This is a genomic window from Seonamhaeicola marinus (assembly GCF_008085455.1).
Genome location: NZ_VSDQ01000718.1, coordinates 293,190 through 318,278, shown reverse-complemented (window position 1 = coordinate 318,278; position 25,089 = coordinate 293,190). Strand labels below are relative to the sequence as shown.

Below are 25,089 nucleotides of genomic sequence, written 5' to 3'. Positions count from 1 at the left end.
AAGTACTTTTGCCCAATGCAAAATCAAAACACTTTTAAAATAGAATTTGTGGCTTTAATGGCATCCTTAATGTCTATTGTTGCCTTGTCTATTGATGCTGTATTACCAGGGTTACCAGCCATTGGAAATGATTTAGGCGTAACAAACTCTAATGACAACCAATGGTTAATTACCATGATATTTTTGGGTATTGGTGTAGGGCAATTAATCTTTGGGCCTTTATCGGATAGTTTTGGACGAAAACCAGTGGTTTATGTTGGATTTGTGGTGTTTGTTATTGCCTCTTACATATGCCTTAGCACGAAGAGTTTTGAAATGATGATTTTTGGTAGAGTTCTTCAGGGGATTGGATTATCTGCACAAAGAACCCTAAGTCTTGCAATAATAAGAGACTCTTATAGTGGAGATTATATGGCCAAAATAATGTCTATTGTGGTCATGGTATTTATTTTGGTTCCGGTGATTGCTCCTGCTATGGGGCAATTAATTCTCAATTATTCTACATGGCATACCATTTTTTATGTGAACCTTATTTATGGTTTGCTTGTTATAATTTGGTTTTGGAAACGCCAACCAGAAACTTTGGCCGAAGAACACCGAATTAAGTTCACTTCAAGTATTTTTATAGATGGTACCAAAGAATTTTTTAAATATAAAGATGCCGTGGCTTATACCATCGCATCCGGATTTATAACTGGATCTTTTATGGTGTATTTAAGCACCTCGCAACAAATATTTGAACAGCAATATAACTTAGCTGACCTATTCCCATACATTTTTGCAAGTTTGGCCATTTCTATTGGTTTGGCTACCTATCTAAATAGTGTTTGGGTAGTTAAATTTGGAATGTGGAAAATAGCATACATTTCAACTATTGCTTATGCGGCAATTTCCCTATTATATGTTGTTTTATTCTGGTCTGGTATTAACCCAAGTATAGAGGTATTAATTGGTTTTTTTGTTGCTCAGTTCTTTTCGGTAGGCTTCTTATTTGGAAACCTAAGAGCTTTAGCAATGCAACCATTAGGACACATTGCTGGTATTGGCGCTGCTATAAACGGATTTATCTCTACAGTTATGGCTGTGCCCATAGCCAACTATATAGGGAGCCATGTAGAAACTTCTGTACTCCCTCTTTTTATTGGCTTTTCGTTATTTGGTGTGCTTACGCTATTTACGTTTTTATACCTTAAGAAAACGAATAAAACAGTTACAAATAGCGCTCTTTAGTAATATTAATATGGTGCAAGTAATGTCCTAAATTTATAAATGCAATTGCTCTAGCAGATGTATTTCCTCCATTTGCAATTCCAACCTGATTAAGATCTTCATTGGTTAACCCGTTTAACAAATCAATAAAGCTTTGTCTTACAGTTTTAAACTCCGTTATTAAGGTTTCAATAGACTTAGCATCTGCCTTTGAAGGTGCTATATAATCATTTTGTTCAAAACCTGGTAATGGTGTTTTATCATGTCTACCAATATGAAAACATCTAAATTGAAATACACGCTCTGTATCTATTAAATGTTGAAATACCTCTTTTATACTCCATTTACCTTCGTCATATCGGTATTCTAATTTTTCGTGTGGAATGGATTGAAAAAAATCTAATACTGTTTTTGAATTTGCTTCAAAACCTGATACTAACTCTGTATCATCTGAAAGTTGGCTTAAATAACCACTATAAAATTCGTTATACTCCGAAGTTTGTAATTCTCGTTTTGTCATTTTTTGTTTTTTAATTGATGTTCTAAATATAGTATTTCTTGCATTAGGGATTGCAGTGGCATCCTTTTTATTTTTTCTTCTGACGCAGGAAGAAAACAAAATAAAAAGATATAACGGAAAGCCCGACGCCTAAAGGCGGAATGCCCTAATCCATAAACAATTTAGGAAGGTATAGTGATATCTCAGGAATGAGTGTTACCAATGCCAGAACTACTAAACTTGTAATTAAAAAAGGTAACCCCGCTTTACTCACTTTACCAATTGACACTTTACCAATACTGGATGATACGAAAAGACAAACCCCTAAAGGAGGTGTGGTGAGTCCTATCATAAGGTTGAGCAACGCAATTACGGCAAAATGAATTGGATCTACATCTACAGCCAATGCTACTTTTAATAAAATTGGAAAGAGGATTAATAACGCTGCTATGGTTTCCATAAAGGTACCTACAAAAATGAGGAGTAAATTAATTAACAGTAATACAACATACTTATTATTAGAAAAATCTAAAATTTCTGAAGACACCAATTGCGGCAACTGTTCTGTAATTAAAATCCAGCCAAAAAGATTGGCAAATCCTATAAGCACCATAAGAGACGCCGAAGTTTTCATAGAATCTAAGACAATTACCTGAATATTTTTAAAATTGAGTTTTTTATAAATAAAGACGCCAATAATTAAAGCATAAACTACTGCTATAATAGAGGCCTCTGTTGGTGTAAACACCCCTCCTATAATTCCGAAAAGAATTATAAACGTCATTAATAAAGACCAAAACGTGTCTTTGAAACTGTATAAAATTTGTTTTAAAGTACTCTTTGGGTGTTTTGGATATTTCTTTCGTTTGGCAATAAAGTACGTAACTCCCATAAGACCAAAGCCTAATAAAAACCCAGGTATAGCACCAGCTAGAAACAATCTTCCAACTGATAAACCGCTTAAGGTTGCCGCAATAATCATTGGTACACTTGGTGGGATTATGGGGCCAACTGTAGAAGAAGAAGCTGTAATAGCACAAGAAAAATCGGCATCATAACCTTCTTTTTTCATAGCGGGAATCATTACCGAACCAATACTTGCAGTGTCGGAAATAGCCGTTCCTGAAATACCTGCAAACAACATGGAAGCACCAATATTAGCTAAGGCTAAACCGCCACGAATATGACCTGTTAAATGATTACAAAATGTAATGATTTTAGCAGTTAACCCACCCTGATTCATTAAGTTTCCTGCCAATATAAACCCTGGAACACTTAACAGGACAAATACATCTATGCCAGAGTACATTTTCATTGGTACTACAATTAGCGGAATACCTTTAAATAGCAAATAGGTTAAACAACTTAAACCTAATGAGAATGCAATTGGAAACCTAAACAGTAAACAGATTATAAAAACAAGTATTAATATCCAGATCATAATTACTGTTTTAGTTTTTTAAAGGCTTTTATGACATCCCAAATGGCATAAATAGAAATAAATAATCCCATAACAACAATAGATCCAAAGGCAATAGACATTGAAAACCCAACACTTGGAGAGCGTTCTGTAATTCCAACATTTACAAAACTAATGGCATAACATGTTAGAATTAAAAACAATAGAATAGTGAAAAAAGACACCAAAGCATCTAAAATTTGTTTCTGTTTGTTATTTAGCTTATTATAGACCACATCGAACTTAACATAGTAGTTGCCTTTCATTGCTAAGCCCGCAGCAAAACTCATGGCGTAAATAAAGAAGAAACGAGCGGCTTCTTCTGTCCATGATGGTGCACTTTCCATAAAAAATCGCGCATACACTTGTGCCATAGTTACCGCTATAAAACAAAAACTACTAACAAGTGTACCATATTTTAAAAACTTACCTATGCCCTTTTTTATGGTCATTTTTCTCTTAATTTTAAAATATCATTATATACGTTTTGCATTTCAGGAGAAAGACTATTAAAAATAGATGCTCTTGCAGCCTCGCCAAATGCATCTTTATCTACTTCTACTATGGTCATACCTGCTGCCTCAAGTTCTGCAACTATTTTTTTCTGACTTTCTAAAAACAGTTTATGCTCATATTTAACCATATCCTCTACTGCTTTTAAAAAGATGGTTTTTAAATCCTCCGGAAATGATTGAAACTGTTTTTCTCCAATTACAGGATACGTCCAGCTAACAACATGTGCTGTTTTATTTACATATTTTTGTACCTCATAAAACCCAGCTGCCTTAATAATAGCAAAACCATTTTCTTGCGCTTCTACTGTTCCCTGTTGCAACGACGTAAACACTTCAGAAAAGGCCATAGGTGTAGGTTTAGCTCCTAAAGCTTCCCAAGCCGTGACAAAAGATGGCACATTGGGCACTCTAACAATTAGTCCCTGTAAATCATCTGGGTGTTTTATAGGTTTATTTGAAGTTAAATGTCTTGGCCCTCCGGGGAATTGTCCTAACGGTCTAAGTCCTATTTGGTCAATCATTTCTTGCTCCATGCGCTTACCTATATCACTATTAATAAGTACACGCATATCTGTAGAATCTCTTAAAAGAAAAGGCAATTCACAAAAGGTCAAGATTTCCACCCAATTACTCAAAGGAGACCCCGTAGTGGTCATATCTATTACACCGGCTCTAATTAAGCGTATAGCTTCTATTTCTTTTGCCAATTGCTCAGAGTGGTAATTATCAAGAATGATACGACCATCTGTGCGTTCTTCTAAGATCTCTGAAAAATACTCAAAAGCTTGAAACCAGGTGTGACTTTCATTAACTAACAAACTTGCTCTTAAATGAAATTCAGGTTCCTTCTTATTATCACATTGTAAAAACAATGTTGCCATAACAGTTAGCAATACTACTGCTTTGGCTTTTACCAAATATTTTGAAAATTGGTATAAAACGTTTGACAAAATTCTAAATAATTATTTTTTGAAGTCTGGTTTCGAATATATTAAAAAATGGTTAGTTTCTACCATATTTTTATGATAAAAAGCAGGATGTACTCTTCTGCATTTTACTATTTTTAGTGCTTCAAATTAAACAAGATAAAAATGAAAATTATTGGTATAGGTAAAAACTACGTATCAGACAAAAGTGAAATTGCAGATTTAAAAGACGGACATCAACTAATCTTTCTAAAAGCTGACAGTACTTTAGTTACAGATAATAAAGATGTTGTTTATCCTTCGCAGATTACAAGTCAAATTGTCTATGAAGTTGAGTTAGTTGCTAAAATTGGAAAAGTTGGAAAGAATATTTCTGAGGCCGATGCACCTTCTCACATTAGCGAAATTGCGGTTGGAATGGATTTTACAGCAAAAGACATTTTAACAGATAATAGAGATAAAAAATGGCCTTGGGCTTTGGGTAAAGGGTTTGATGGTGCCTCTCCTATTTCTGGCTTTAAACCCATTTCTGATTTTCCTAAATTAAACGACATCAACTTCGATTTAAAAATTAATGGAAAACAAATTCAAGTAGGAAATACAGATTTCATGATATACAATATGTCTGAAATTATTGCTTATGTTTCTAAATTCATGACTTTAAATCCCGGAGATTTAATCTTTACTGGAACGCCTGCAGATGGCATTGGATTGATTGAAAAAGGAGATCACTTACAGGCATCAATTGAAGGTGAGCTATTGTTAGATTTTAAAATGATCTAAAACTTTTTAAAAGTGAAAAACTCAATTGCAGACCGTGTTGTTCATTTTTTAAGTGGCTTTCCTCCTTTTAATTTACTTGATAAGCATAGCTTACTTGATATTGCTATTCAAACAAGTATCACCTATTTAGAAAAGGGAGATACACTTTTTAAAAAAGACGATAACTACCATGAGCATTTTTACGTAGTTAGAAACGGCTCTGTAAGTTTATATCATAGTTATGACAATGAAAAACTCATCGCTGGTATTAATGATACTGGCGATGTTTTTGGTTTACGGGCGCTAATAACAAAGGAAAACTATAAACTTAGTGCAGTAGCCAATGAAGAATCTATTGTATATGCTATTCCCATTGAAACTTTTGAATCTGTCACCAAAAACCATGTAAAGATTCATAAATACCTAATTACTGCTTTTGCTAGTAACTCTCATGATCCATATACTGCCGAAGAAAACAGCAAAATATTTGTAGATTACCTACCTAGTTCTACTCAAGATTTGGCCAACTTTCAAACGGCTAATTATACTGAAAAGCCAATTACATGTAATGAAAAAGCAACCTTGCAAGAAGCTGCTTTAGAGATGTGCAAGCATAAGATTAGTTGTATTGTGGTGGTCAATGATAAAAAACACCCTTTAGGAATCATAACCAATAGTGACATCAAAAACAAAATTGCTACTGGAAAATTCCCCATTAGCACCAATGTTACTAACATTATGACTACTCCTGTTATTACTGATACTCCAGGAATAATAGTTGCCAATGCTCAGCTACAAATGATTCAGCATAATATTAGTCATATTTGTATCACTAAAGATGGAACACCAAACTCTAAATTAGTTGGTATACTAACACATCATGATATTTTAGTAACACTTGGTAATAGTCCTTCTGTTATTTTAAAGGATATCAAACGCGCTAAAAAAATTAAGCATATTCGTAAGGCAAGACTAAAAGCAAACACCCTACTAAAGAGTTATTTAGAACAAAATATTCCTTTATCGCACATACTTAAAATAATTGCTAAAATAAATGATGTGCTTACTGAAAGAATCATTGTTTTATCAATTAGAAAAATGAAAGAAGCGCCTCCTGTAGCCTTTTCTTGGTTATCTATAGGCAGTCAGGGTAGAAAGGAGCAATTACTTTTTACAGATCAGGATAACGCTTTAATTTTTGAAGATGTTCCAGAAGAAAAATACGAGGAAACACAAGCGTATTTTATTGACTTAGCAAAACATGTTACCTCTGCTTTAAATGCTGTAGGTTTTGAATTTTGTGAAGCGGATATGATGGCTAGTAATGCTGCATGGTGTAAATCTGAATCTGAGTGGAAAAATCAGTTCAATGAATGGATCATAAAGCCAGATGAAAAGGCTATTTTGCTATCATCTATTTTCTTTGATTATAACCATATCTACGGAAGTAAGGAATTGGTTGATAAACTTACCAATAGTATTTTCTCCTCTTTAAAAAACGCTAATATGTTTTCAAGAATATTAGCCAAAGACGCCCTTAGAAACCCTCCTCCATTAGGTTTTTTCAAACAATTTCTAGTAGAACATAATGGTGATCAAAAAGACTTATTTAACATTAAAAGTAGAGCTTTAATGCCGCTTATTGATGCGGCTAGAGTGTTAACCTTAAAAAATCAACTTAAAGGTATCAACAATACTTCGGAGCGTTTCGAAAAATTGGCAGAAATAGAACCCAATAATGCTGAACTATTTAATTCTTGCGCTTATGCTTTTAAGGCGCTTTTAAAATTTAGAACCAAACAAGGGCTTCAAAATGATAATTCTGGTAAGTTTATAGCGCTTGAAACCTTATCCAAGGAAGAAAAACTAAAATTAAAACGTTGTTTTAAACCAATTCATGATGTTCAAGACATCTTGAAAATAAGATTCGATTTAAAGAACATTTTGTAGCAATGATTAAATGGTTTAAAAAGAAAGAACACAACTATCCAGATTTTTGGAAAAACTATTTAGCATCATTTAAAGATGTTAAACAAAACCCTATTGGAGAAACACGATTTGTAGCTTTTGACACTGAAACAACAGGGTTTGATCGCTATAAAGATAGAATACTATCCATTGGAGCTGTTACTATAGAAAACAAAACAGTAAAGGTAAATGAGAGTTTAGAGCTTTATTTAGAACAAGACGTTTTTAATCCGGAAACAGTAAAAATTCATGGGCTTATGAAAAAAGGAAACCTAGAAAAAATTTCCGAATTACAAGCCATAGAAATGTTTATAAACTATATAGGAAATGCTGTTTTAGTAGCGCACCATGCGCGCTTTGATTATAATATGGTAAATACCATGCTTTCAAGACATAATTTAGGTGAGTTGAAAAACAAATTTATAGACACTGCTATTCTTTTTAAAAAATCTAAACATATCATTTATCAAGAAGAATTAGACAATTATTCTCTAGACGAATTAGCCAACTTGCTAAACGTTCCTATTACCGATAGGCATACGGCATCTGGAGATGCCCTTATTACCAGCATGGTATTTTTAAAAACCTTATCAAGGCTTAATAAAAAGAAAACCGATTTACAATGGGACTATTTACTTAGAACCTAAGTTACTCCCGTTGCCTGTCTATATTTATTTCCACCAATCTAAAGAAGGGTAGTCTTTATTTACAACCACAGCTTCTCCAATAATTGGCGTGGCCATTTTTACATTTAGCTCTTTTGCTTTTTTTATAGATCGCTCTATTGGATCTGTCCATTCATGTAAGGCCAATTTAAATGCTCCCCAGTGTATTGGCATTATAACTTCTGCTTGAACATCAATACTGGCTTGAACTGTTTCCTCTGGCATCATATGTATATGTGCCCATTGTTCGTCGTACTGCCCACACTCCATCATAGCAAAATCAAACGGACCATACTTTTCTCCAATGTCCTTAAAATGTTTACCATAACCGCTATCTCCACTAAAATAAATAGAATTATTTTCAGATTTTATTACCCAAGAACACCAGAGCGTATTGTTTCTTTTAAATCCTCTTCCAGAAAAATGACGAGCTGGCGTTGAAACAAACTCTACTCCTTTAATTTTTGCGCTTTCCCACCAATCAAACTCTTTAATTTTTTCTGATGAAATACCCCATTCGGTTAAATGCGCTTTGATTCCTAAAGGCACATAAAATAGTTTTACCTTGTCTTTTAGCTGTTGAATTGAACCGTAATCTAAATGATCGTAATGATCATGAGAGATGAGTACCAAATCTATTTCAGGTAAATTTTCTATTGAAATTGGTAATTCCTTATTAAATCTTGATCCTCCTAATAAAGGATGTGGTGCGGGAACATTACCCAACATAGGATCTATAAAAATATTTAACTGATCCATTTCCAGGAACAAAGCAGAATGTCCGAACCATGTAATTCTTGGTTCCTTAGGTTCGTTTTCAAAATATTCTGTAGTCAGCTTATTTTGAGGCAATACTCCAGAAGGGACTTTATTATTGCCATTCGTGAAAAATTTTGGAATACTGCTCCATTTAAAACCTGTACTTGCCAAAGTAAGTTCTTGATTTTTAAAAGCTCCATCGCCGTTATAATTGGGAGAGTTTTTAATTTTAATTAAACTTTCCTCAGATTGGTTTCCTCCAAATTGAGGACTTGTGTTTACAAAAATGACTCCTATAATTGTAATTAAAAGAACCATTACTAAAATTCCTATCAACATTTTCTTTATTAGTTTTAAAAGTTTTTTAATCATTAGTTTTCTTATTTAACTTCTTGCATCTTACGAATCTGCTTCAAAAGCATTCTTTTTGGCATAAAGGGCAACATTTTCATCATAATCTTTTGGGAAAATGTTAATCCTGAGATCACATCTATTTTTCCATTCAACATACCATTATAACCATCTAATGCAACAGAATTCGCAGTGGCTGTTTTTTGGAACATTTCTGTTTTATCCATTCCGGAAGTAGAACCGAATTCACTTTCTGTAGCACCTGGCATTAGATTGGTAACCGTTACATTGGTATCATGCAACTCCTCCGATAGGGCGTTACTAAAAAATGTAACATAGGCCTTGGTGGCATAATAAACAGCTTGTAATGGCCCAGGCATAAAACTTGCCGTAGATGATGTATTTAAGATTTTGCCTTTGTTTTGATTAATAAATTCAGGTAAAAACAAACGCGTAAGTGATGTAAGGGCTGTAACATTAAGATTAATCATGGCTATTTGACGCTCTATGGAAAGCTCATGAAATTTACCCAAAGCACCAAAACCTGCATTATTTATTAAAACTTCTAGTTGAATTCCTTGTTGTTTTACCTCATCATAAATGTCTTGCGGTGCATTTATATCACTTAAATCTTTTGCAATAACGACTACACTTACATTATGCTTTTGTTCTATTTCAGCTTTAAGTTGTTTTAGCTTATCCTCTCTTCTTGCTACTAGTACTAAATCACCTCCTTTTTCGGCGTGAATAAAAGCTAGTTCTTTCCCTATTCCACTAGAGGCTCCTGTAATTAATGCTACTTTTTTCATTTTATTAGATTTTAATAATATTGACTGACTATTCACTCAATATGTAATTTAAATTTTTTAAGGTTTTATATAACTATAATACATTTCCCATGCCTGTTCAATAAATACATGATCCTGTCTTTTATCAGGAAACTGATTTAAATAGGTTACCATTGATGTAATTAAGCCCATCATAGATCCCATTAAAAATGCCAAATCTGCGTTTCTAATTAGTGCTTTATCAATATACTCCTGTATAAATGTTCCAAACATCTCATACTTTGCTATTATTTCTGGGTGACTCTTAACTCTTTCGGAAGCACTAGTCGTATCTAACTGCATTAAAAACCTAAATTTCAATGAGTTATCTAATGCCCAATTCCAAGAATTAGACCATATTAAGCGTAACCGACCTAAATCAGACTTCACCCTATCAATATCCTGTAAAATATATCCCGTGTACTCTTTCTTTAAAGAAACATAGAGTTCATCTATTAAATCATCTTTAGTTTTAAAGTAATGGAATAGAATACCAGCACTTACTCCTGCTTCTTTAGAAATAGCAGAAGTTGGTGTGCCATGTAAGCCTCTCTCAACAAATAATTTTGTTGCTGCTTCTAATAATAGGTGTCTTTTATCCATTTACAAATTGAGTAATCACTCAACAAAAGTATGATAAATATTTGAATTGCCAATAAAAAGCGTAAAAATTTTAGAAATTTTGTCCTTGAAACATATTATTATCTGCCAAATACTTATCAATTTTGGCAACAACTTCGAAGTTTTTGAAACCTCCCCAATCTGGAGCAATCAATAAATCTCTTGGGGCTTCACTTATAAAGCGTTCAATTACAATATCTGGTCTAAGGTAAGTAATGAACTCTGAAACAAACTTAATATACGCCTTCATTTCGAACAGTTTGAAATGCTCTGGAGATCTTTTGTATTTCACCCCTAGTATAGAGTTTTCCACAATTTGTAAATGATGTATCTTCAATGTATCTAAAGGTAATTGAGATAATCTAAATGCATGGTCTAAAGCATCCTGTTTAGTTTCATTTGGTAAACCTAAAATTATATGGCCTCCTAAGTGTATACCTTTGTTCCTTGAAAGGTTAAATGCCTCTATAGTCTCTTGAAAAGTATGACACCTATTTACTTGTTTTAGAGTTGCATTGTTAGTGCTCTCTATACCATATTCTAACGAAACAAAGTGTTTTTTTGAAAGTTCTGAAAGGTAATCAATCAATTCTTCAGAAATACAATCTGGTCTAGTTCCTAATACTAAACCAATTACTCCAGAAACAGCTAGCGCTTCTTCGTATAAAGCTTTAAGATTTTCTATATCATCATATGTATTTGTATATGCTTGAAAATAGGCAAGATATTTCTGGGTCTTATACTTTTTTGAAAAAAAAGCTATGCCTTCCTGCAATTGTTCTGTTATGGTCTTTTGAGGACTGCAATATTCGGGATTAAACGTAGAGTTATTACAATAGGTACAACCTCCATAACCTTTTGTTCCATCTTTATTGGGGCATGTGAAGCCAATATTTAAAGAAACTTTCTGTACCCTTTCACCAAACGTGTATTTAATGAAAGAGCTATAGTCTATATAACGCTTACCTGTTATTTTCACACTTCAAAATTGAAGCACAAATGTATACAGGTAAGACATCTTATTAACTGATATAAATCAGGCCTACATTAATTACCTAAAGTGCATTATCCATAATATCTTGAACAACCTCAGGATTTAGTAAAGTACTCGTATCTCCTAAATTGCTTGTGTCTTTATGAGCAATCTTTCTTAAAATACGTCTCATGATTTTACCCGATCTAGTTTTAGGTAAGCCGCTCGTAAATTGAATTTTATCTAGCTTAGCAATAGGGCCAATGTGTTCTGTAATAATTTGGTTAATCTCCTTTCTTACATTGTTATGATCTCTTCCTTCTCCCGTATCTTTTAATATCACATAACCATAAAGTGCGTTTCCTTTAACGTCGTGAGGAAAACCTACAATAGCAGACTCTGCAACTGCTGGATGTTCATTTACCGCATCTTCTATTGGTGCTGTGCCAAGGTTATGTCCAGAAACGATAATAACATCATCTACCCTACCCGTAATTCTGTAGTAACCTACCTCATCTCGTAAAGCTCCATCTCCGGTAAAATATTTATTCTCAAATGCTGAAAAATAGGTATCCTTATAGCGTTGATGATTTCCCCATATTGTTCTTGCCATACTTGGCCAAGGGAACTTAACGCATAACCTACCATCAACTTGATTCCCCTTAATTTCTTCTCCATGCTCATCCATTAAAGCGGGTTGAATTCCAATAAATGGTAACGTTGCATATGTTGGTTTTGTTGGTGTAACAAATGGTATTGGTGTTATCATGATGCCGCCCGTTTCTGTTTGCCACCAAGTATCAACAATAGGACTTTTCTTTTTACCAATATTATCGTTGTACCAGTGCCAAGCTTCTTCATTTATAGGTTCCCCAACAGACCCTAGCGTTTTTAGAGATGATAAATCATATTTTTCAACCAATTCAGTTCCTTGTTTTGCCAAAGCTCTTATCGCCGTTGGCGCTGTATAAAACTGATTAACTTTATGTTTTTCTACAATCTCCCAAAAACGTCCAAAATCAGGATAACTCGGTACACCTTCAAACATTACCGTAGTTGCCCCATTGGCTAAAGGTCCGTAAACAATATAACTATGCCCTGTAATCCATCCAATATCGGCAGTACACCAATACACATCATTTTCTCTATACTGAAATACATTTTTAAAGGTGTAAGCTGTATATACCATGTATCCTGCGGTAGTATGCACCATACCTTTAGGCATTCCTGTTGAACCCGAAGTATATAAAATAAAAAGAGGGTCTTCTGCTTTCATTACTTCTGCTTCGCATTCCGAAGAGGCTTCGTCTAATAATGGTTGTAACCATTTATCTCTACCCGCTTCCATAGTAATTTCAGAATTTATGCGTTTTGCTACCAAAACGGTATCCACACATGGGCAATCCTTTAAAGCTTCATCTACAATGCCTTTTAAATCTATGGTTTTTGCACCGCGATAAGATCCATCGCTAGTAATGACCATTTTACATTCAGAATCGTTTATTCTGGTGGATAAAGCTGTAGACGAAAAGCCTGCAAAAACAACAGAATGAATAGCGCCAATTCTTGCACAGGCTAAAACTGAAATGGCCAATTCTGGTATCATTGGCAAATAAATACAAACACGATCTCCTTTAGAAACACCTTGTGCCTTTAAAACATTGGCAAACTTATTAACGCGCTCATACAATTGATTATACGTTATCTTCTCAGAAGCTTCATTTGTATCATTAGGCTCAAACAAAATGGCAGTTTTGTCTCCTCGTGTGGCTAAATGTCTGTCAATACAATTTTCAGTAATATTCAATTGTGCTCCCTCAAACCATTTTACCTCAGGTTTTGAGAAATCCCAACTTAAAACTTTATCCCACTTTTTTCGCCACATAAAATGTTCTTCAGCTATTTCTTCCCAAAAATTTTCTGGTTCTCTAACCGATTTTCTATATACTTGATAGTATTCTTCTAAATGCTTTATGTGGTAATTACTCATGTGTTTTTTTAATTAAATTTAGTGGTGTTCTAAAATAAATAAATTAATGAATTCCTACTAAGATTTTCTACAAATAACATTCTACTGTAGCTATATACAATACTACGAAACACTAATGCTCTATGGCCTCTCCTACACCACTAGGTATTCTAATATTTTCTACAATGTCTTGAACTTCTTCTGGCGGTGCTTTTGTAAACTTCATAATTACAATAGAAACTATAAAATTCAAAACCATTGCTACTGTGCCGAAACCTTCAGGAGAAATGCCGAACCACCATTCACTTTTATCTGGTAAAGTTTCATCGAACCAACCTAACTTGTATTTAATCATGTAAAGTAACATGGAAACAATGCCCACTACCATTCCTGCAATGGCACCTTCTTTATTCATACGCTTATAAAAAATTCCCAAAATAATAGCTGGAAAAAATGAGGCAGCCGCCAAACCAAAGGCCAAAGCAACTACTGCCGCTACAAACCCAGGAGGGTGTATTCCAAAATATCCCGCTACAACGACCGCTCCTACTGCTGATAACCTCGCTGCAATGAGCTCACCCTTTTCCGAAATAGAAGGTTTTATGACTTTTTTAATTAAGTCGTGTGATACGGAAGCTGATATTACGAGAAGTAAACCAGCTGCCGTTGATAATGCTGCTGCCAAACCGCCGGCTGCAACAAGAGCAATAACCCAATTAGGGAGTTTGGCAATCTCAGGGTTAGCCAACACCATAATATCTCTATCAACTGTTAATTCATTTTTAGAAGAATCTGCTAGGTATTGTATTGAACCATCATTATTCTTGTCTTCAAAACTAATTAACCCTGTTGTTTCCCATTTTTTAAACCAATCGGGCATTTCCGAATATGGTTTATTTGAAACAGTTTCTATCATATTAGTTCTTGCAAACACAGCTACAGCAGGAGCTGTAGTATATAATAAGACAATAAGTAATAATGCTATACCAGCAGATTTACGTGCATCTTTTACCTTCTTGACTGTAAAAAATCTAACAATTACATGTGGTAGTCCAGCCGTACCAACCATTAAGGCTAATGTTATGGCAAAAACATCAATAGTAGATTTTGAACCTTCTGTGTACTCTGCAAATCCGAGTTCTGTACTTAATCCATCTAATTTATCTAATAGATAACCCGATCCATCTACCAATTCACCACCAAAACCTAATTGTGGAATAGGGTTTCCAGTCATTTGAATTGAAATAAATATTGCAGGAACCATAAATGCAAAGATGAGCACACAGTACTGCGCTACCTGCGTATAGGTGATACCTTTCATTCCTCCTAGTACAGCATAAAATAACACGATAAGCATTCCGATAATTACACCTGTATTAATATCAACCTCTAAAAATCTAGAAAACACAATACCTACACCTCGCATTTGACCTGCTACATAGGTAAAAGACACGATTAGAGCACAAAACACGGCTACAATTCTGGCCGTTTTGGAGTAATACCGATCTCCAATAAAATCTGGCACTGTAAACTTTCCAAATTTTCTTAAATAAGGCGCTAAGAGTAATGCCAATAATACGTAACCTCCAGTCCATCCCATTAAATAAACGGCACCATCATAACCGGCAAAAGAAATAATACCAGCCATTGAAATAAAAGATGCAGCACTCATCCAATCTGCAGCTGTGGCCATACCATTTGCCCATGGAGATACACCGCCTCCTGCAACATAAAAATCTTTGGTAGAGTTAGCACGAGACCAAATGGCAATACCTATATAAAGCGCAAAAGTTAAGCCGACTAATATATAAGTCCAATCCTGAACACCTATGGCAGTAAAAATTAAACTAATCTTCATAACCATATTTTTTATCAAGCTTATTCATAAGACGTACATACACAAAAATTAAAATTACAAAGACGTACATTGCTCCCTGTTGTGCAAACCAAAACCCTAGTTTAAAACCGCCTACCTTAATACCATTAAGTTCATCTTTAAATATAACTCCAGCACCAAACGACACTAAAAACCAAATGGTGAGTAAAATTAAAACGTATCTAATATTCTCCTTCCAATAGGCTTTGGCCTTATTTTTTTGTCCCATAATTTATGTTTTATAAATGTGTAAATTAATATAAATTAGTACCCAACAACTCATACAATTATCTTTATTATTGATATTATTTTGAATTGAGAAGTTTCAGTTTCATAATTTTTTAACAAAAACATCTAAATATACTAAATTCATGTTATGGCTTACGACGAATATTTAGCAGACCGAATTAAGAATCAGTTAAAGGAAAAAAAAGCAAATTTTACTGATCAAAAGATGATGGGTGGTCTATTGTTTAAAATGGACAATAAAATGCTCTGTGGAATTCATATTGATAAAAAATATGGAGATAGTCTATTAATGGCTAGAATTGGTGAAGATGCCTACTTAAAAGAACTAGAAAAACCGCATTGCCTGCCAATGGATTTTACTGGAAGACCTATGAAAGGTTATATTTTTGTTACTCCAGAGGGTTTTGATTCTGAAGAAGATTTAAGTTATTGGTTAGATTTATGTATTGCCTTTAATCCTTTAGCTAAGGCGAGTAAACCAAGAAAAAAGACATCTTAAACATGCAGCCTTTTTCAGATTTAAGTGCCTTTTTACTGAGTATCTACCCTATTGAAGAAAACGTTCTAAAAGATTATTTAAGCTATTGGCAACCTTTTTCGGCCTCAAAAAAATCAATCATAACTGAATCTGGAAAAACTGAACGCTATCTTTATTTTGTTGTAAACGGTGTGCAAAAATCCTATTATCGTAATGATAATAAAGAGCATGTTATGTTCTTTGCCTATAATCCATCTTTTAGCGGCATTGTAGAGTCTTTTTTAACACAAACGCCATCAAAATATAATCTAGAATGTATTACTGATTGCGAATTTTTAAGAATTCCGTTTTCAAAACATGAAGCCCAACTTTCTAAACATAGACCATTAGAAACCTTATTCAGAAAGGCTACAGAACAGTTCTTACTAGGAATGATTGAAAGACATCATCAATTATTGGCATTTAATACTGAAACCCGATTTAGACTTTTTCTAGAAAGAAGTAAACACCTTCTTAATATGGTACCTCAAAAGGATATGGCATCATACTTAAGAATAGATGCTACAAACTTTAGTAAACTTATAAATACTCATGTTATATAATCTTGGTAAATACCAAGATTTTAGAGGTTTCTCATAAATAGTTTTGTGATGTGTGTAATTCAAAACTAAAAAAAATGACACCTCAAGACATTGTTATCAAATTTCTAAATGGATTTAACAATCCAGAACACATTCAAGAATCAATTGATTTATTGACTGATGATTATTCCTTTAAAAACCCATTCGTAAATCTAAACTCCAAAGAAGCATTTTTAGAATTGGCTAAAAGTATTTCTCAAGTCATCACGGAAGTTAATATACTAGCAACTAATACTAACGGTACTAGCGTAGCTGTAATTTATGAATTTAAATCTGCGCTTCCCGGGGTTGAAAACAATATAGCTTCAGAATGGTTTGAAACTGAAAATAACATGATTAAGTCATCCATCTTAATTTATGACGCTACCAATTGGCACAAAGTATACGCAAATATGAATTAACCAGAACGTATTGCGATATACCTATTCGCTATTATTCTAAGGACCATCTATTGAAAAATTGATGGTCTTTTTTTTTTGAGTAAAACAGCTAAAAAGGACATCGACATCTTATTATTTAGAACAATTACAAATAACAATAAATTTCCAAAACATGACATTTGTAAGCTTTTTAACTTTTTCTTAAGCATAATTTTGGGTCAGCTTAATTAGGATAAAAAACTCTTTTAAATCGTAATAACTTGAACCTAAAGAAAAAAGAAATTCTACCAAGTAAAAAGTCTAGATGGCGTCCTGTAGCTGTAATTTCTATCGGAATTATAGTGGGATTGGGCTTTTTTATGGCAAAAGAGGCCTCTTTGGTTTCCTATATGTCTAATGATCCACAGGCCTGTGTTAATTGCCACGTTATGACACCAATGTATAACAGTTGGATGCACAGTTCTCACCGTGAATATGCTAACTGTAATGATTGTCATGTGCCTCATGATAATGTGGCTAACAAGTACTTTTTTAAAGCAAAAGACGGACTTTTCCATGCTTCTGTTTTTACAGCTAGAATGGAACCCGAAGTTATGTTTATGCGAGAAGCATCACAAGAAGTTGTTCAGGATAACTGTATAAGATGTCATGTGCAACAGGTAACTCAGGTTAAATATGACGGGTGGTTAGATGGGCATGCAGAAAGTAGAACAGAAAGAAAATGTTGGGAATGCCATCAGGAAATACCACATGGAACTGTTCATGGTATTTCAACAATAAGAAACAACATTGCGCCAATACCAACAGATACTTTAACAACGGTAATTCCGTCATGGTTGGATAAAGAAATAAATGATAAAACTGATTAACATACACTTGCAAATTAAAAACAAATGAAAAACAAAGTATTATTTATAGTAACTGTAATTGTAGTGTTCCTTTTGGGACTGCTGGCTTCAAGTATTGTGAATAGAAAAAATGAGGCTAAATACAAATATGTTCCTCAGGTAGAGATTAGCGAAAACGAACCTAGAAATGAGGAATGGGGTAAAAACTTCCCTGCTGAATACCAATCCTTTTTACAAACAGAACAAAGTGATTTTGCTTCTTTTCAAGGCGGAAACGCTATGCGAGATATGTTAGAGGAAGATACACGTTTAGCGGTACTTTGGGCAGGTTATGGTTTCTCTAAAGATTATAATCAAGGTAGAGGTCACCAATACGCTGTTGAGGATATTCATAATTCTTTAAGAACTGGTGGGCCTAAAGGTAAAGGCGACGGACCAATGCCTGCTACATGTTGGACATGTAAGTCTCCTGATGTTCCTAGATTAATGAATGAAATTGGCGTTGCAGAATTTTATAGTGGTAAATGGGCAGATAAAGGTGAAGAAGTTGTAAACCCAATTGGTTGTGCAGACTGTCATGATTCTAAAACAATGAAACTTACAATTACCCGTCCAGCATTAGTTGAAGCCTTTGAAAGTATGGGCAAAGACATTAATAAAGCAACACATCAGGAAATGCGTTCTTTAGTATGTGCACAATGTCACGTAGAATACTACTTTGATAAAAAATCTCCTGGTAACGAAGGTGTTCCTTACTTAACCTTCCCTTGGAAAAATGGTATGTCTGTTGAAGCTATGGAAAAATACTATGACGACATGGAATTTAAAGATTGGACGCATAAGCTAAGTAGAGCGCCAATGTTAAAGGCACAACACCCAGGATATGAAACGTATTTAACTGGAGTTCATGCTGATAGAGGTGTGTCTTGTGCCGATTGTCATATGCCATATAAGAGTGAAGGTGGACAAAAATTTACAGATCACCACATTCAATCTCCTTTAAACAATGTTGCTAATTCTTGTCAAGTTTGTCACCGCGAAGATGCTGAAAAATTAAGAGCAAATGTATACGACAGACAGCAAAAGGCTGCTGAAAGTAGACTAAAATTAGAAGATGCTTTAGTAAAAATGCATGTTGAAGCTAAGAAATGTTGGGATTTAGGAGCAACTGAAGAACAAATGAAAGCTATATTAATGGATATCCGCCATGCACAATGGCGTTGGGATTATGCTGCTGCTGCTCATGGCGCATCTTTCCACTCTCCTGTAGAAACGGCAAGAGTATTAAGTAGCGGATTAGACAAAGCTACAGAAGGACGTGTAAAATTAGCACGTTTATTAGCTGAATTAGGACATAATAAACCTGTTGAAATGCCAGACCTTTCTAGTAAAGAGAAAGCGCAAGAATACATTGGCTTAGACATGGAAAAACTAAACAAAGAGAAAGAAGACTTTAAAGAAAATTTACTACCTAAATGGTTGGAAGCTGCGGAAAAACGTGAGGCAAATTATGGCAGCAAACAAGCATCTGTAGTGAATTAATTTTGGTTAATTAATTAGTTTAAGTAATAAACTAAGAACAAGAAAAAGATAACCTACTAAGTGTAATTACTCTGTTGGTTATCTTTTTTAAATTTTATTAAAGGGTATGAGCATGAAAAAATTATATAAATTCTTTTCATCATCGGGTGTGGCCTTAATTTTACTTCTTGTATTTGGAGTAGCAATGGCAATTGCAACCTTTGTTGAAAACGATTATGGTACAGCTGTAGCTTGGGCAAGTATATATGACGCCTGGTGGTTTGAAGTTGTAATGGTTGGATTAGCCATTAGCTTCGTCTTCAATATTTTTAAATACAAACTTTTAAGAAAACAAAAATGGGCCGTCCTATTGTTCCATTTAGCCTTCATAATTATTGTTTTAGGAGCAGGTATTACGAGATACACTTCTTATGGTGGCATTATTCGTATACGCGAAGGTGCTTCTTCAAATGTTATTATTTCGGATACTAAACTATTAACGGCTACCATTTCAGATGGCACCAATAGTAAAACAATTCATAAGAAACTAAGTTTTTCTCCATTACAAAATAATGAGTTTAGGGTAGAAACAGACTTTAATGGTAAACCCATTAGTATAGCATACCATGATTACATTGCTGATGCTTCACCAGAAGTAGTTCCCGATAGTATTAATGGGAAACCCTTGTTAGAAATGGTAGTAACATCTGGAGAAGGTAGAAATACTATTTACTTAGAAAAGGGTGAAATTGAACGTATTGGCACTCATCAGCATGAAGTAGGTTTTGAATCGAACAAAGAGGGTATTATCAATATTATTGAAGAAGAAGGCACTTTTAAAATTAAAGCACCTCATCCTGTAGATTTTTTCATAATGTCTAGTCAGCAAGCAGGCAAAATTCAGCAAGACACGCTTGTTAATATAAATTTAAAGACGCTCTTTAGGTCGGGAGATTTTTCATTTGTTCCAACCGCGTTTTATGAGAACGGCACTTTTAAACTTAAAAGCTCGGCAAAAACTGAAACTGATAATGACAAGACCCTTGATGATGCTTTAATAGTAGATGTAAAAGTAGGTGAAGAACCATTACAAGAGACCAATCTACTCTACCGCGAAGGTTTTTTGCCAATTAAGCATGTAAGTCACTTTAAGGACAATTTACAAATCATTTTATCTTATGGTTCTGGAGCTATTGAAATGCCATTTGCATTAAAACTAAACGATTTTCAATTGGAACGCTACCCTGGGTCTTCAAGCCCTTCGGCCTACGCTAGTGAAGTCATGATACTCGATGGAGACACTCAAATTCCTTATAGAATTTTTATGAATAATGTATTAGACCATAAAGGTTTTAGATTCTTTCAGGCCAGTTATGATACCGATGAACAAGGTACTGTACTTTCAGTAAATCACGATAGTGTTGGTACTTGGGTTACCTACATTGGTTACTTTTTAATGAGTTTGGGTATGTTTTTTACATTCTTTGGAAAGACGTCTCGTTTTCAAATTATCAATAAAAAACTAAGAAAATTGAAAACAAAGGTTGTAGCAAGTCTTGTGCTTTTATTGGGACTGGGGCTAAGTACTGTATCACATGCTTCAACAAACGATACTATACCTAAGGTATCTATAGAAAAATTAGTGTTATCGCAACAAATAGATAAACAACAAGCCGATTTGTTTGGCAGATTATTAGTGCAAGATCTTGATGGCCGCATAAAACCAATTAACACCCTAGCATCAGAGTGTATTAGAAAAGTATCTAGAAAGGCCTATTTTAAATACCCTATTGATGGAAAAACTATAAAGTTAGATGTTAATCAGGTATTCTTAGGTATGCATAAAGAATCTGGCATATGGCAACGTATTCCTGTAATTAAAGCGGATAAGAAAAAAACTGGAGAGCTTTTAAACACCATTCCTATTGGCAAAAACGGTTTATATGCTTTTGTGAGTTTTTTAAATACCGATGGCCAATATTTACTCTCTGAAGCGGTTGAACAAGCCAATAAAAAGAAACCCTCGGAACGTAACGAGTTTGATAAAGAGGTTTTAAAAATTGACGAACGTTTTAATATTCTTTACAATCTATTCACAGGTAATTACCTTAAAATATTTCCTAATAAAGAGGATGCCAACAATACTTGGTTTAGTTATACCCATACGTTTGAAGATTTTACAGAAGAAGACGGCCGTTTTGCAAAAAGCATCTTACCTGCCTATTTTAAAGACTTAAATCTTGGAAACTATCAAGAGGCTTTTAACAAAGTAAATTACATTCAAAAATATCAAAACGTAATTGCCTTAGATATTATACCGAACCCCCAACGTATTGAAGCGGAGCTTTGGTATAACAAAGCCAATATAAATTTTTGGTTATTTCAGGTGTTTTTCACTGTTGGTTTTGTGCTTTTAATTATGGCTATTATTAAAATGTTTGCTAGTAATAAACTAATAGACATAGTATGGAATGGATTGGTTTTACTCACTTTAATAGCCTTTTTACTATTCACCTTTAATATTATTTTACGCTGGTACGTTTCGCAGCACGCCCCTTGGAGTAATGGCTATGAGATGCTCATTTTTGTGGCCTGGTGTTTACTTTTATGCGGCATCTTAATTTTTAGAAAATCTGATTTTGCCTTGCCTTTAGCTACTTTATTTAGCGGTGCATTACTGTTTGTAAGCTACCTAGATTGGTTAAATCCAGAGATTACTAATCTAATGCCAGTATTAAAGTCCTATTGGTTAAAAATTCACGTGGCCACCATTGTTAGTAGCTATGCACCTTTAGCACTTTCTGCGGTATTAGGCATAATGGCATTACTATTAATGCTATTTAAAACCGCTAAAACAAAAGCTATCATTGAGCTTAAAATAAAGGAACTTACTTATATCAATGAACTATCTATGACTATTGGTTTGTTTACACTATCTATTGGTACATTTTTAGGTGGTGTTTGGGCAAACGAAAGTTGGGGACGCTATTGGGCTTGGGATCCTAAGGAAACCTGGGCTCTCATTAGCATTATTGTTTATGCCATTGTCTTACATTTAAGATTTGTACCCAAGTTAAATAACTTTTACACACTTAACGTAGCAAGCATGTTTGCGTTTTGGTCTATTATAATGACATCGTTTGGTGTTAATTATTATTTGTCTGGCCTACATAGTTACGCCTCAGGAGATCCTGTTCCCGTACCTAAGTTTGTTTATGTGGTTTTCTTTAGTATGATATTAATTTCAATTTTAGTAGCTTTCAAAAGGAAAAAGTCAGTTCTTAAAACATGATTTTCAATGTATTAAAACAACAAAGCCTTTTAGCTTTGTTTTACTTTTTTATCATTGCCTTCTTAGGTGTTGTATTGCGCGCATTTCCTGTTTTTGATATAAATATTGACTACAGGTATATTGTGCACACCCATTCTCATATTGCGCTATTAGGATGGGTATATACAGCTTTAATGGTACTCTTGTATAAGATTTTCTTAAAAGACACCAATGTAAAAAAGACGTACAGCATTGTTTTCTGGTTTACCCAAATTACAATTGTAGGTATGTTATGTACATTTCCATTTACAGGGTATGCGCTGTTTTCAATACTGTTTTCTTCATTGTTTTTAATAGCATCATATATATTTGCAAGATTAATTTTTAAACATACACCAAAGCATCTAAAAACTTCACATGGCTATAAATGCGTTCGCATAGCATTATGGTATATGATTATATCTAGTATTGGACCTTGGGCCTTAGGTTATATAATGACTACCTTCGGTAATACCTCTAGTTGGTATAGAAATGCCATCTATTTTTATTTGCACTTTCAATATAATGGCTGGTTTATTTTAGCCTTATTTGGAATCCTTTTTTACATCTTAGAACAAAACTATGTTAAGATACCTCAACAAACTTTCTCATGGTTTTACAGATTATTTAATACTGGTGTTGTATTGACCTTCGGTATTTCCATCTTATGGATGGCAATAGATTATAGCGTTAATTTACTTTCTGGTTTAGGTGCTATAATGCAGATTTTGGCGTTTTATTTACTTATTAAAACAATTTTTAAGAAGAAAACCGTATTACTATCTAATTTTTCTAAGTGCTTCTTATTCATTTTAAAAGTGCTATTTGTTTGTTTTACTCTTAAACTAGTCATGCAATTGGTAGGCGTAATACCAAGTATTTCAAAACTAATCTCCTATAATTTAGATTTCATAATAGGCTATATTCACTGGATATTTTTGGGCGTTGTAAGTTTGGCTTTATTAGGGTTTCTTTACTACTTTAAATTAGTTAAACTATCTAAAGGCAGTGTAGTTTTTTATGTTATTGGGTTTGTTGCCACTGAAATCTTTATTTTCTATAAAGGGTTAGCCGTTTGGTCTGGGTTATATCTACCTGAAAACAATTTAATGTTTATTTTCATTGTAAGCTTCTTTTTTTTTGCTGCCATTCTTCTAATTTTTGTTCAACAAAGCCATTTTTTGAGTGTAAGAAAACGTAATAGTTAATAAAATTGGTTGGAAATTAACAAAACCTGATATAAGTTAGGTTTTAAAAAATTATCCACTACTAATTTTGGGGTATTAACCACAATAAAATATCCCAAATGCAAACAACTTTAAAGCTATTTCTATGCTTAGTCTTGCTAATTACGGTTTCCTGTAATAAAGCAAAACACCAAACTTTAGCAGAGCATACCAACGAACAACATTGGAGTTACGAAGGCGAAACAGCACCAATCCATTGGGCTGAAATAGAAAAAAACTCAGATTGCAATGGTCATCACCAGTCTCCAATAAACATTATTCACAAAGATGTGGATTCGGTTAGAATTAATAACGATTTAAAAGTACTTTACAATCCGTCAACATTAATTAAAGAAGTTGAGAACAACGGGCACTCTATTCAATTCGATTTTGAACAAGGTGACTCAATAAATTACAAAGGAAAAACCTTCTACTTAAAACAAATTCATTTCCATGAGCCTTCAGAACATAGAATAAACGGTATGATTTATCCAATTGAAATGCATCTTGTTCACGCCAGTAAGAAAGGAGAACTAGCTGTTTTAGCCGTTTTAGGTGAAGAAGGTGAGGAAAGCCAGTTATTCGAATTCTTTGAAAGCTTTTTACCCTTAGAAAATGGGGCAGTTAAAGATATTCATCAAAAGATAGATCTATCTAGTTTATTCTTAGAAGACAAACATTATTACTCGTATGGAGGTTCATTAACTACTCCGCCTTGTTCTGAAAATGTAAACTGGATTGTATTCAAAGAACCCATTGTTTTATCTGTTGAAGAAGTCCTAAAACTAAAAAACAACATGCCTATAAATAACTACAGAAACGAGCAGGCTTTAAATGGTAGAATTGTAAACTATCATTACTAGCAAAACATATTTACAAATTGACTAATTCTAAAAAGGCAATTGTTCCATTCGTTAACTAATGGAATGATTGCCTTATGTATTTAAAAACCGCCCTAAAACAAGCTAATAACATTTTGTTCTACATATTTAAACATTAGTTTTCCTATTGGCCTATTTGTATAGTTAATTTCAAGTCTTGTAACGAGCAGGCTTTT

General features: G+C 33.8%; 23 protein-coding genes. 12 read left to right on the top strand and 11 right to left on the bottom strand.

The genetic code is table 11. The features are described 5' to 3' along the window. The first annotated feature begins 15 nt into the window (after positions 1-15). Positions 16-1,230, top strand: coding sequence for a multidrug effflux MFS transporter (locus tag FUA24_RS18900; protein ID WP_187388352.1), 1,215 nt, complete (start codon positions 16-18; stop codon positions 1,228-1,230). Here FUA24_RS18900 and FUA24_RS18895 read toward each other — a convergent pair. The 4 genes from FUA24_RS18895 to FUA24_RS18880 all read right to left on the bottom strand — a co-directional run bounded on the left by FUA24_RS18895 (position 1,211) and on the right by FUA24_RS18880 (position 4,632). Continuing rightward, positions 1,211-1,729: a DinB family protein gene (locus FUA24_RS18895; protein ID WP_148544621.1), complete on the bottom strand. Its 519-nt coding sequence runs from the start codon at positions 1,727-1,729 to the stop codon at positions 1,211-1,213. The genes FUA24_RS18900 and FUA24_RS18895 overlap by 20 nt on opposite strands. Positions 1,730-1,874: 145 nt before the next feature. Beyond that, positions 1,875-3,149: a TRAP transporter large permease gene (locus FUA24_RS18890; RefSeq protein WP_148544620.1), complete on the bottom strand. Its 1,275-nt coding sequence runs from the start codon at positions 3,147-3,149 to the stop codon at positions 1,875-1,877. A 2-nt stretch (positions 3,150-3,151) separates the two neighbouring features. Next, complete coding sequence (locus FUA24_RS18885; RefSeq protein ID WP_148544619.1) at positions 3,152-3,619, bottom strand: TRAP transporter small permease; 468 nt, start codon at positions 3,617-3,619, stop codon at positions 3,152-3,154. After that, positions 3,616-4,632, bottom strand: coding sequence for a TRAP transporter substrate-binding protein (locus FUA24_RS18880; RefSeq protein WP_222861375.1), 1,017 nt, complete (start codon positions 4,630-4,632; stop codon positions 3,616-3,618). The genes FUA24_RS18885 and FUA24_RS18880 overlap by 4 nt, the downstream gene beginning before the upstream one ends. Before the next feature lie 141 nt (positions 4,633-4,773). Between FUA24_RS18880 and FUA24_RS18875 the strand changes: the two genes are divergently transcribed. From FUA24_RS18875 to FUA24_RS18865, 3 genes are read left to right on the top strand one after another with little or no spacing between them, the layout of a single operon-like run. Next, complete coding sequence (locus FUA24_RS18875; protein ID WP_148544618.1) at positions 4,774-5,391, top strand: fumarylacetoacetate hydrolase family protein; 618 nt, start codon at positions 4,774-4,776, stop codon at positions 5,389-5,391. Between the two features lie 12 nt (positions 5,392-5,403). After that, positions 5,404-7,320 carry a DUF294 nucleotidyltransferase-like domain-containing protein gene (locus FUA24_RS18870; RefSeq protein WP_148544617.1) on the top strand — a complete coding sequence of 639 codons (1,917 nt, stop codon included), beginning with the start codon at positions 5,404-5,406 and terminating at the stop codon, positions 7,318-7,320. Between the two features lie 2 nt (positions 7,321-7,322). Continuing rightward, entirely contained in the window at positions 7,323-7,985 is a 663-nt protein-coding gene (locus FUA24_RS18865; RefSeq protein ID WP_148544616.1) for a 3'-5' exonuclease, read from the top strand. 24 nt (positions 7,986-8,009) lie between these two features. Here FUA24_RS18865 and FUA24_RS18860 read toward each other — a convergent pair whose 3' ends face one another. The 7 genes from FUA24_RS18860 to FUA24_RS18830 form a co-directional block, all read right to left on the bottom strand. Further along, on the bottom strand, positions 8,010-9,134 hold the full coding sequence (locus tag FUA24_RS18860) for an MBL fold metallo-hydrolase (protein ID WP_246147098.1): 1,125 nt from the start codon (positions 9,132-9,134) through the stop codon (positions 8,010-8,012). Positions 9,135-9,142: 8 nt separating this feature from the next. Further along, positions 9,143-9,922 carry an SDR family NAD(P)-dependent oxidoreductase gene (locus FUA24_RS18855; RefSeq protein WP_148544615.1) on the bottom strand — a complete coding sequence of 260 codons (780 nt, stop codon included), beginning with the start codon at positions 9,920-9,922 and terminating at the stop codon, positions 9,143-9,145. A 57-nt stretch (positions 9,923-9,979) separates the two neighbouring features. Continuing rightward, positions 9,980-10,543 (bottom strand): TetR/AcrR family transcriptional regulator, encoded by a 564-nt coding sequence (locus tag FUA24_RS18850; RefSeq protein ID WP_148544614.1) that lies wholly within the window; start codon positions 10,541-10,543, stop codon positions 9,980-9,982. A gap of 70 nt (positions 10,544-10,613) precedes the next feature. After that, complete coding sequence (locus FUA24_RS18845; protein ID WP_222861374.1) at positions 10,614-11,540, bottom strand: TIGR01212 family radical SAM protein; 927 nt, start codon at positions 11,538-11,540, stop codon at positions 10,614-10,616. Between the two features lie 76 nt (positions 11,541-11,616). Beyond that, positions 11,617-13,524 carry an acetate--CoA ligase gene (gene acs / locus FUA24_RS18840; protein WP_148544613.1) on the bottom strand — a complete coding sequence of 636 codons (1,908 nt, stop codon included), beginning with the start codon at positions 13,522-13,524 and terminating at the stop codon, positions 11,617-11,619. Positions 13,525-13,636: 112 nt separating this feature from the next. Continuing rightward, positions 13,637-15,334 carry a sodium:solute symporter family protein gene (locus FUA24_RS18835; protein ID WP_148545014.1) on the bottom strand — a complete coding sequence of 566 codons (1,698 nt, stop codon included), beginning with the start codon at positions 15,332-15,334 and terminating at the stop codon, positions 13,637-13,639. A 16-nt stretch (positions 15,335-15,350) separates the two neighbouring features. Beyond that, positions 15,351-15,608 carry a DUF4212 domain-containing protein gene (locus FUA24_RS18830; RefSeq protein ID WP_187388327.1) on the bottom strand — a complete coding sequence of 86 codons (258 nt, stop codon included), beginning with the start codon at positions 15,606-15,608 and terminating at the stop codon, positions 15,351-15,353. Between the two features lie 147 nt (positions 15,609-15,755). Here FUA24_RS18830 and FUA24_RS18825 point away from each other — a divergent pair, with 147 nt between their 5' ends. From FUA24_RS18825 to FUA24_RS18790, 8 genes are all read left to right on the top strand, one after another. Next, positions 15,756-16,127, top strand: a complete 372-nt coding sequence (locus tag FUA24_RS18825; protein ID WP_148544611.1) for a TfoX/Sxy family protein — start codon at positions 15,756-15,758, stop codon at positions 16,125-16,127. 2 nt (positions 16,128-16,129) lie between these two features. Next, positions 16,130-16,708, top strand: coding sequence for a Crp/Fnr family transcriptional regulator (locus tag FUA24_RS18820; RefSeq protein WP_148544610.1), 579 nt, complete (start codon positions 16,130-16,132; stop codon positions 16,706-16,708). Between the two features lie 74 nt (positions 16,709-16,782). Further along, positions 16,783-17,148, top strand: coding sequence for a hypothetical protein (locus FUA24_RS18815; protein ID WP_148544609.1), 366 nt, complete (start codon positions 16,783-16,785; stop codon positions 17,146-17,148). Positions 17,149-17,387: 239 nt separating this feature from the next. Then, positions 17,388-17,996: a cytochrome c nitrite reductase small subunit gene (nrfH, locus tag FUA24_RS18810; protein WP_148544608.1), complete on the top strand. Its 609-nt coding sequence runs from the start codon at positions 17,388-17,390 to the stop codon at positions 17,994-17,996. A gap of 24 nt (positions 17,997-18,020) precedes the next feature. Further along, positions 18,021-19,517, top strand: coding sequence for an ammonia-forming cytochrome c nitrite reductase (gene nrfA, locus FUA24_RS18805; protein WP_148544607.1), 1,497 nt, complete (start codon positions 18,021-18,023; stop codon positions 19,515-19,517). A gap of 112 nt (positions 19,518-19,629) precedes the next feature. After that, a complete protein-coding gene (gene ccsA, locus FUA24_RS18800) occupies positions 19,630-22,788 on the top strand; it encodes a cytochrome c biogenesis protein CcsA (protein WP_246147097.1) in 3,159 nt (1,052 codons plus the stop codon). Beyond that, positions 22,785-24,014: a hypothetical protein gene (locus FUA24_RS18795; RefSeq protein WP_148544606.1), complete on the top strand. Its 1,230-nt coding sequence runs from the start codon at positions 22,785-22,787 to the stop codon at positions 24,012-24,014. Before ccsA ends, FUA24_RS18795 begins: the two co-directional genes overlap by 4 nt. Before the next feature lie 98 nt (positions 24,015-24,112). Continuing rightward, positions 24,113-24,895 (top strand): carbonic anhydrase, encoded by a 783-nt coding sequence (locus FUA24_RS18790; RefSeq protein ID WP_148544605.1) that lies wholly within the window; start codon positions 24,113-24,115, stop codon positions 24,893-24,895. Positions 24,896-25,089 lie beyond the last annotated feature (194 nt).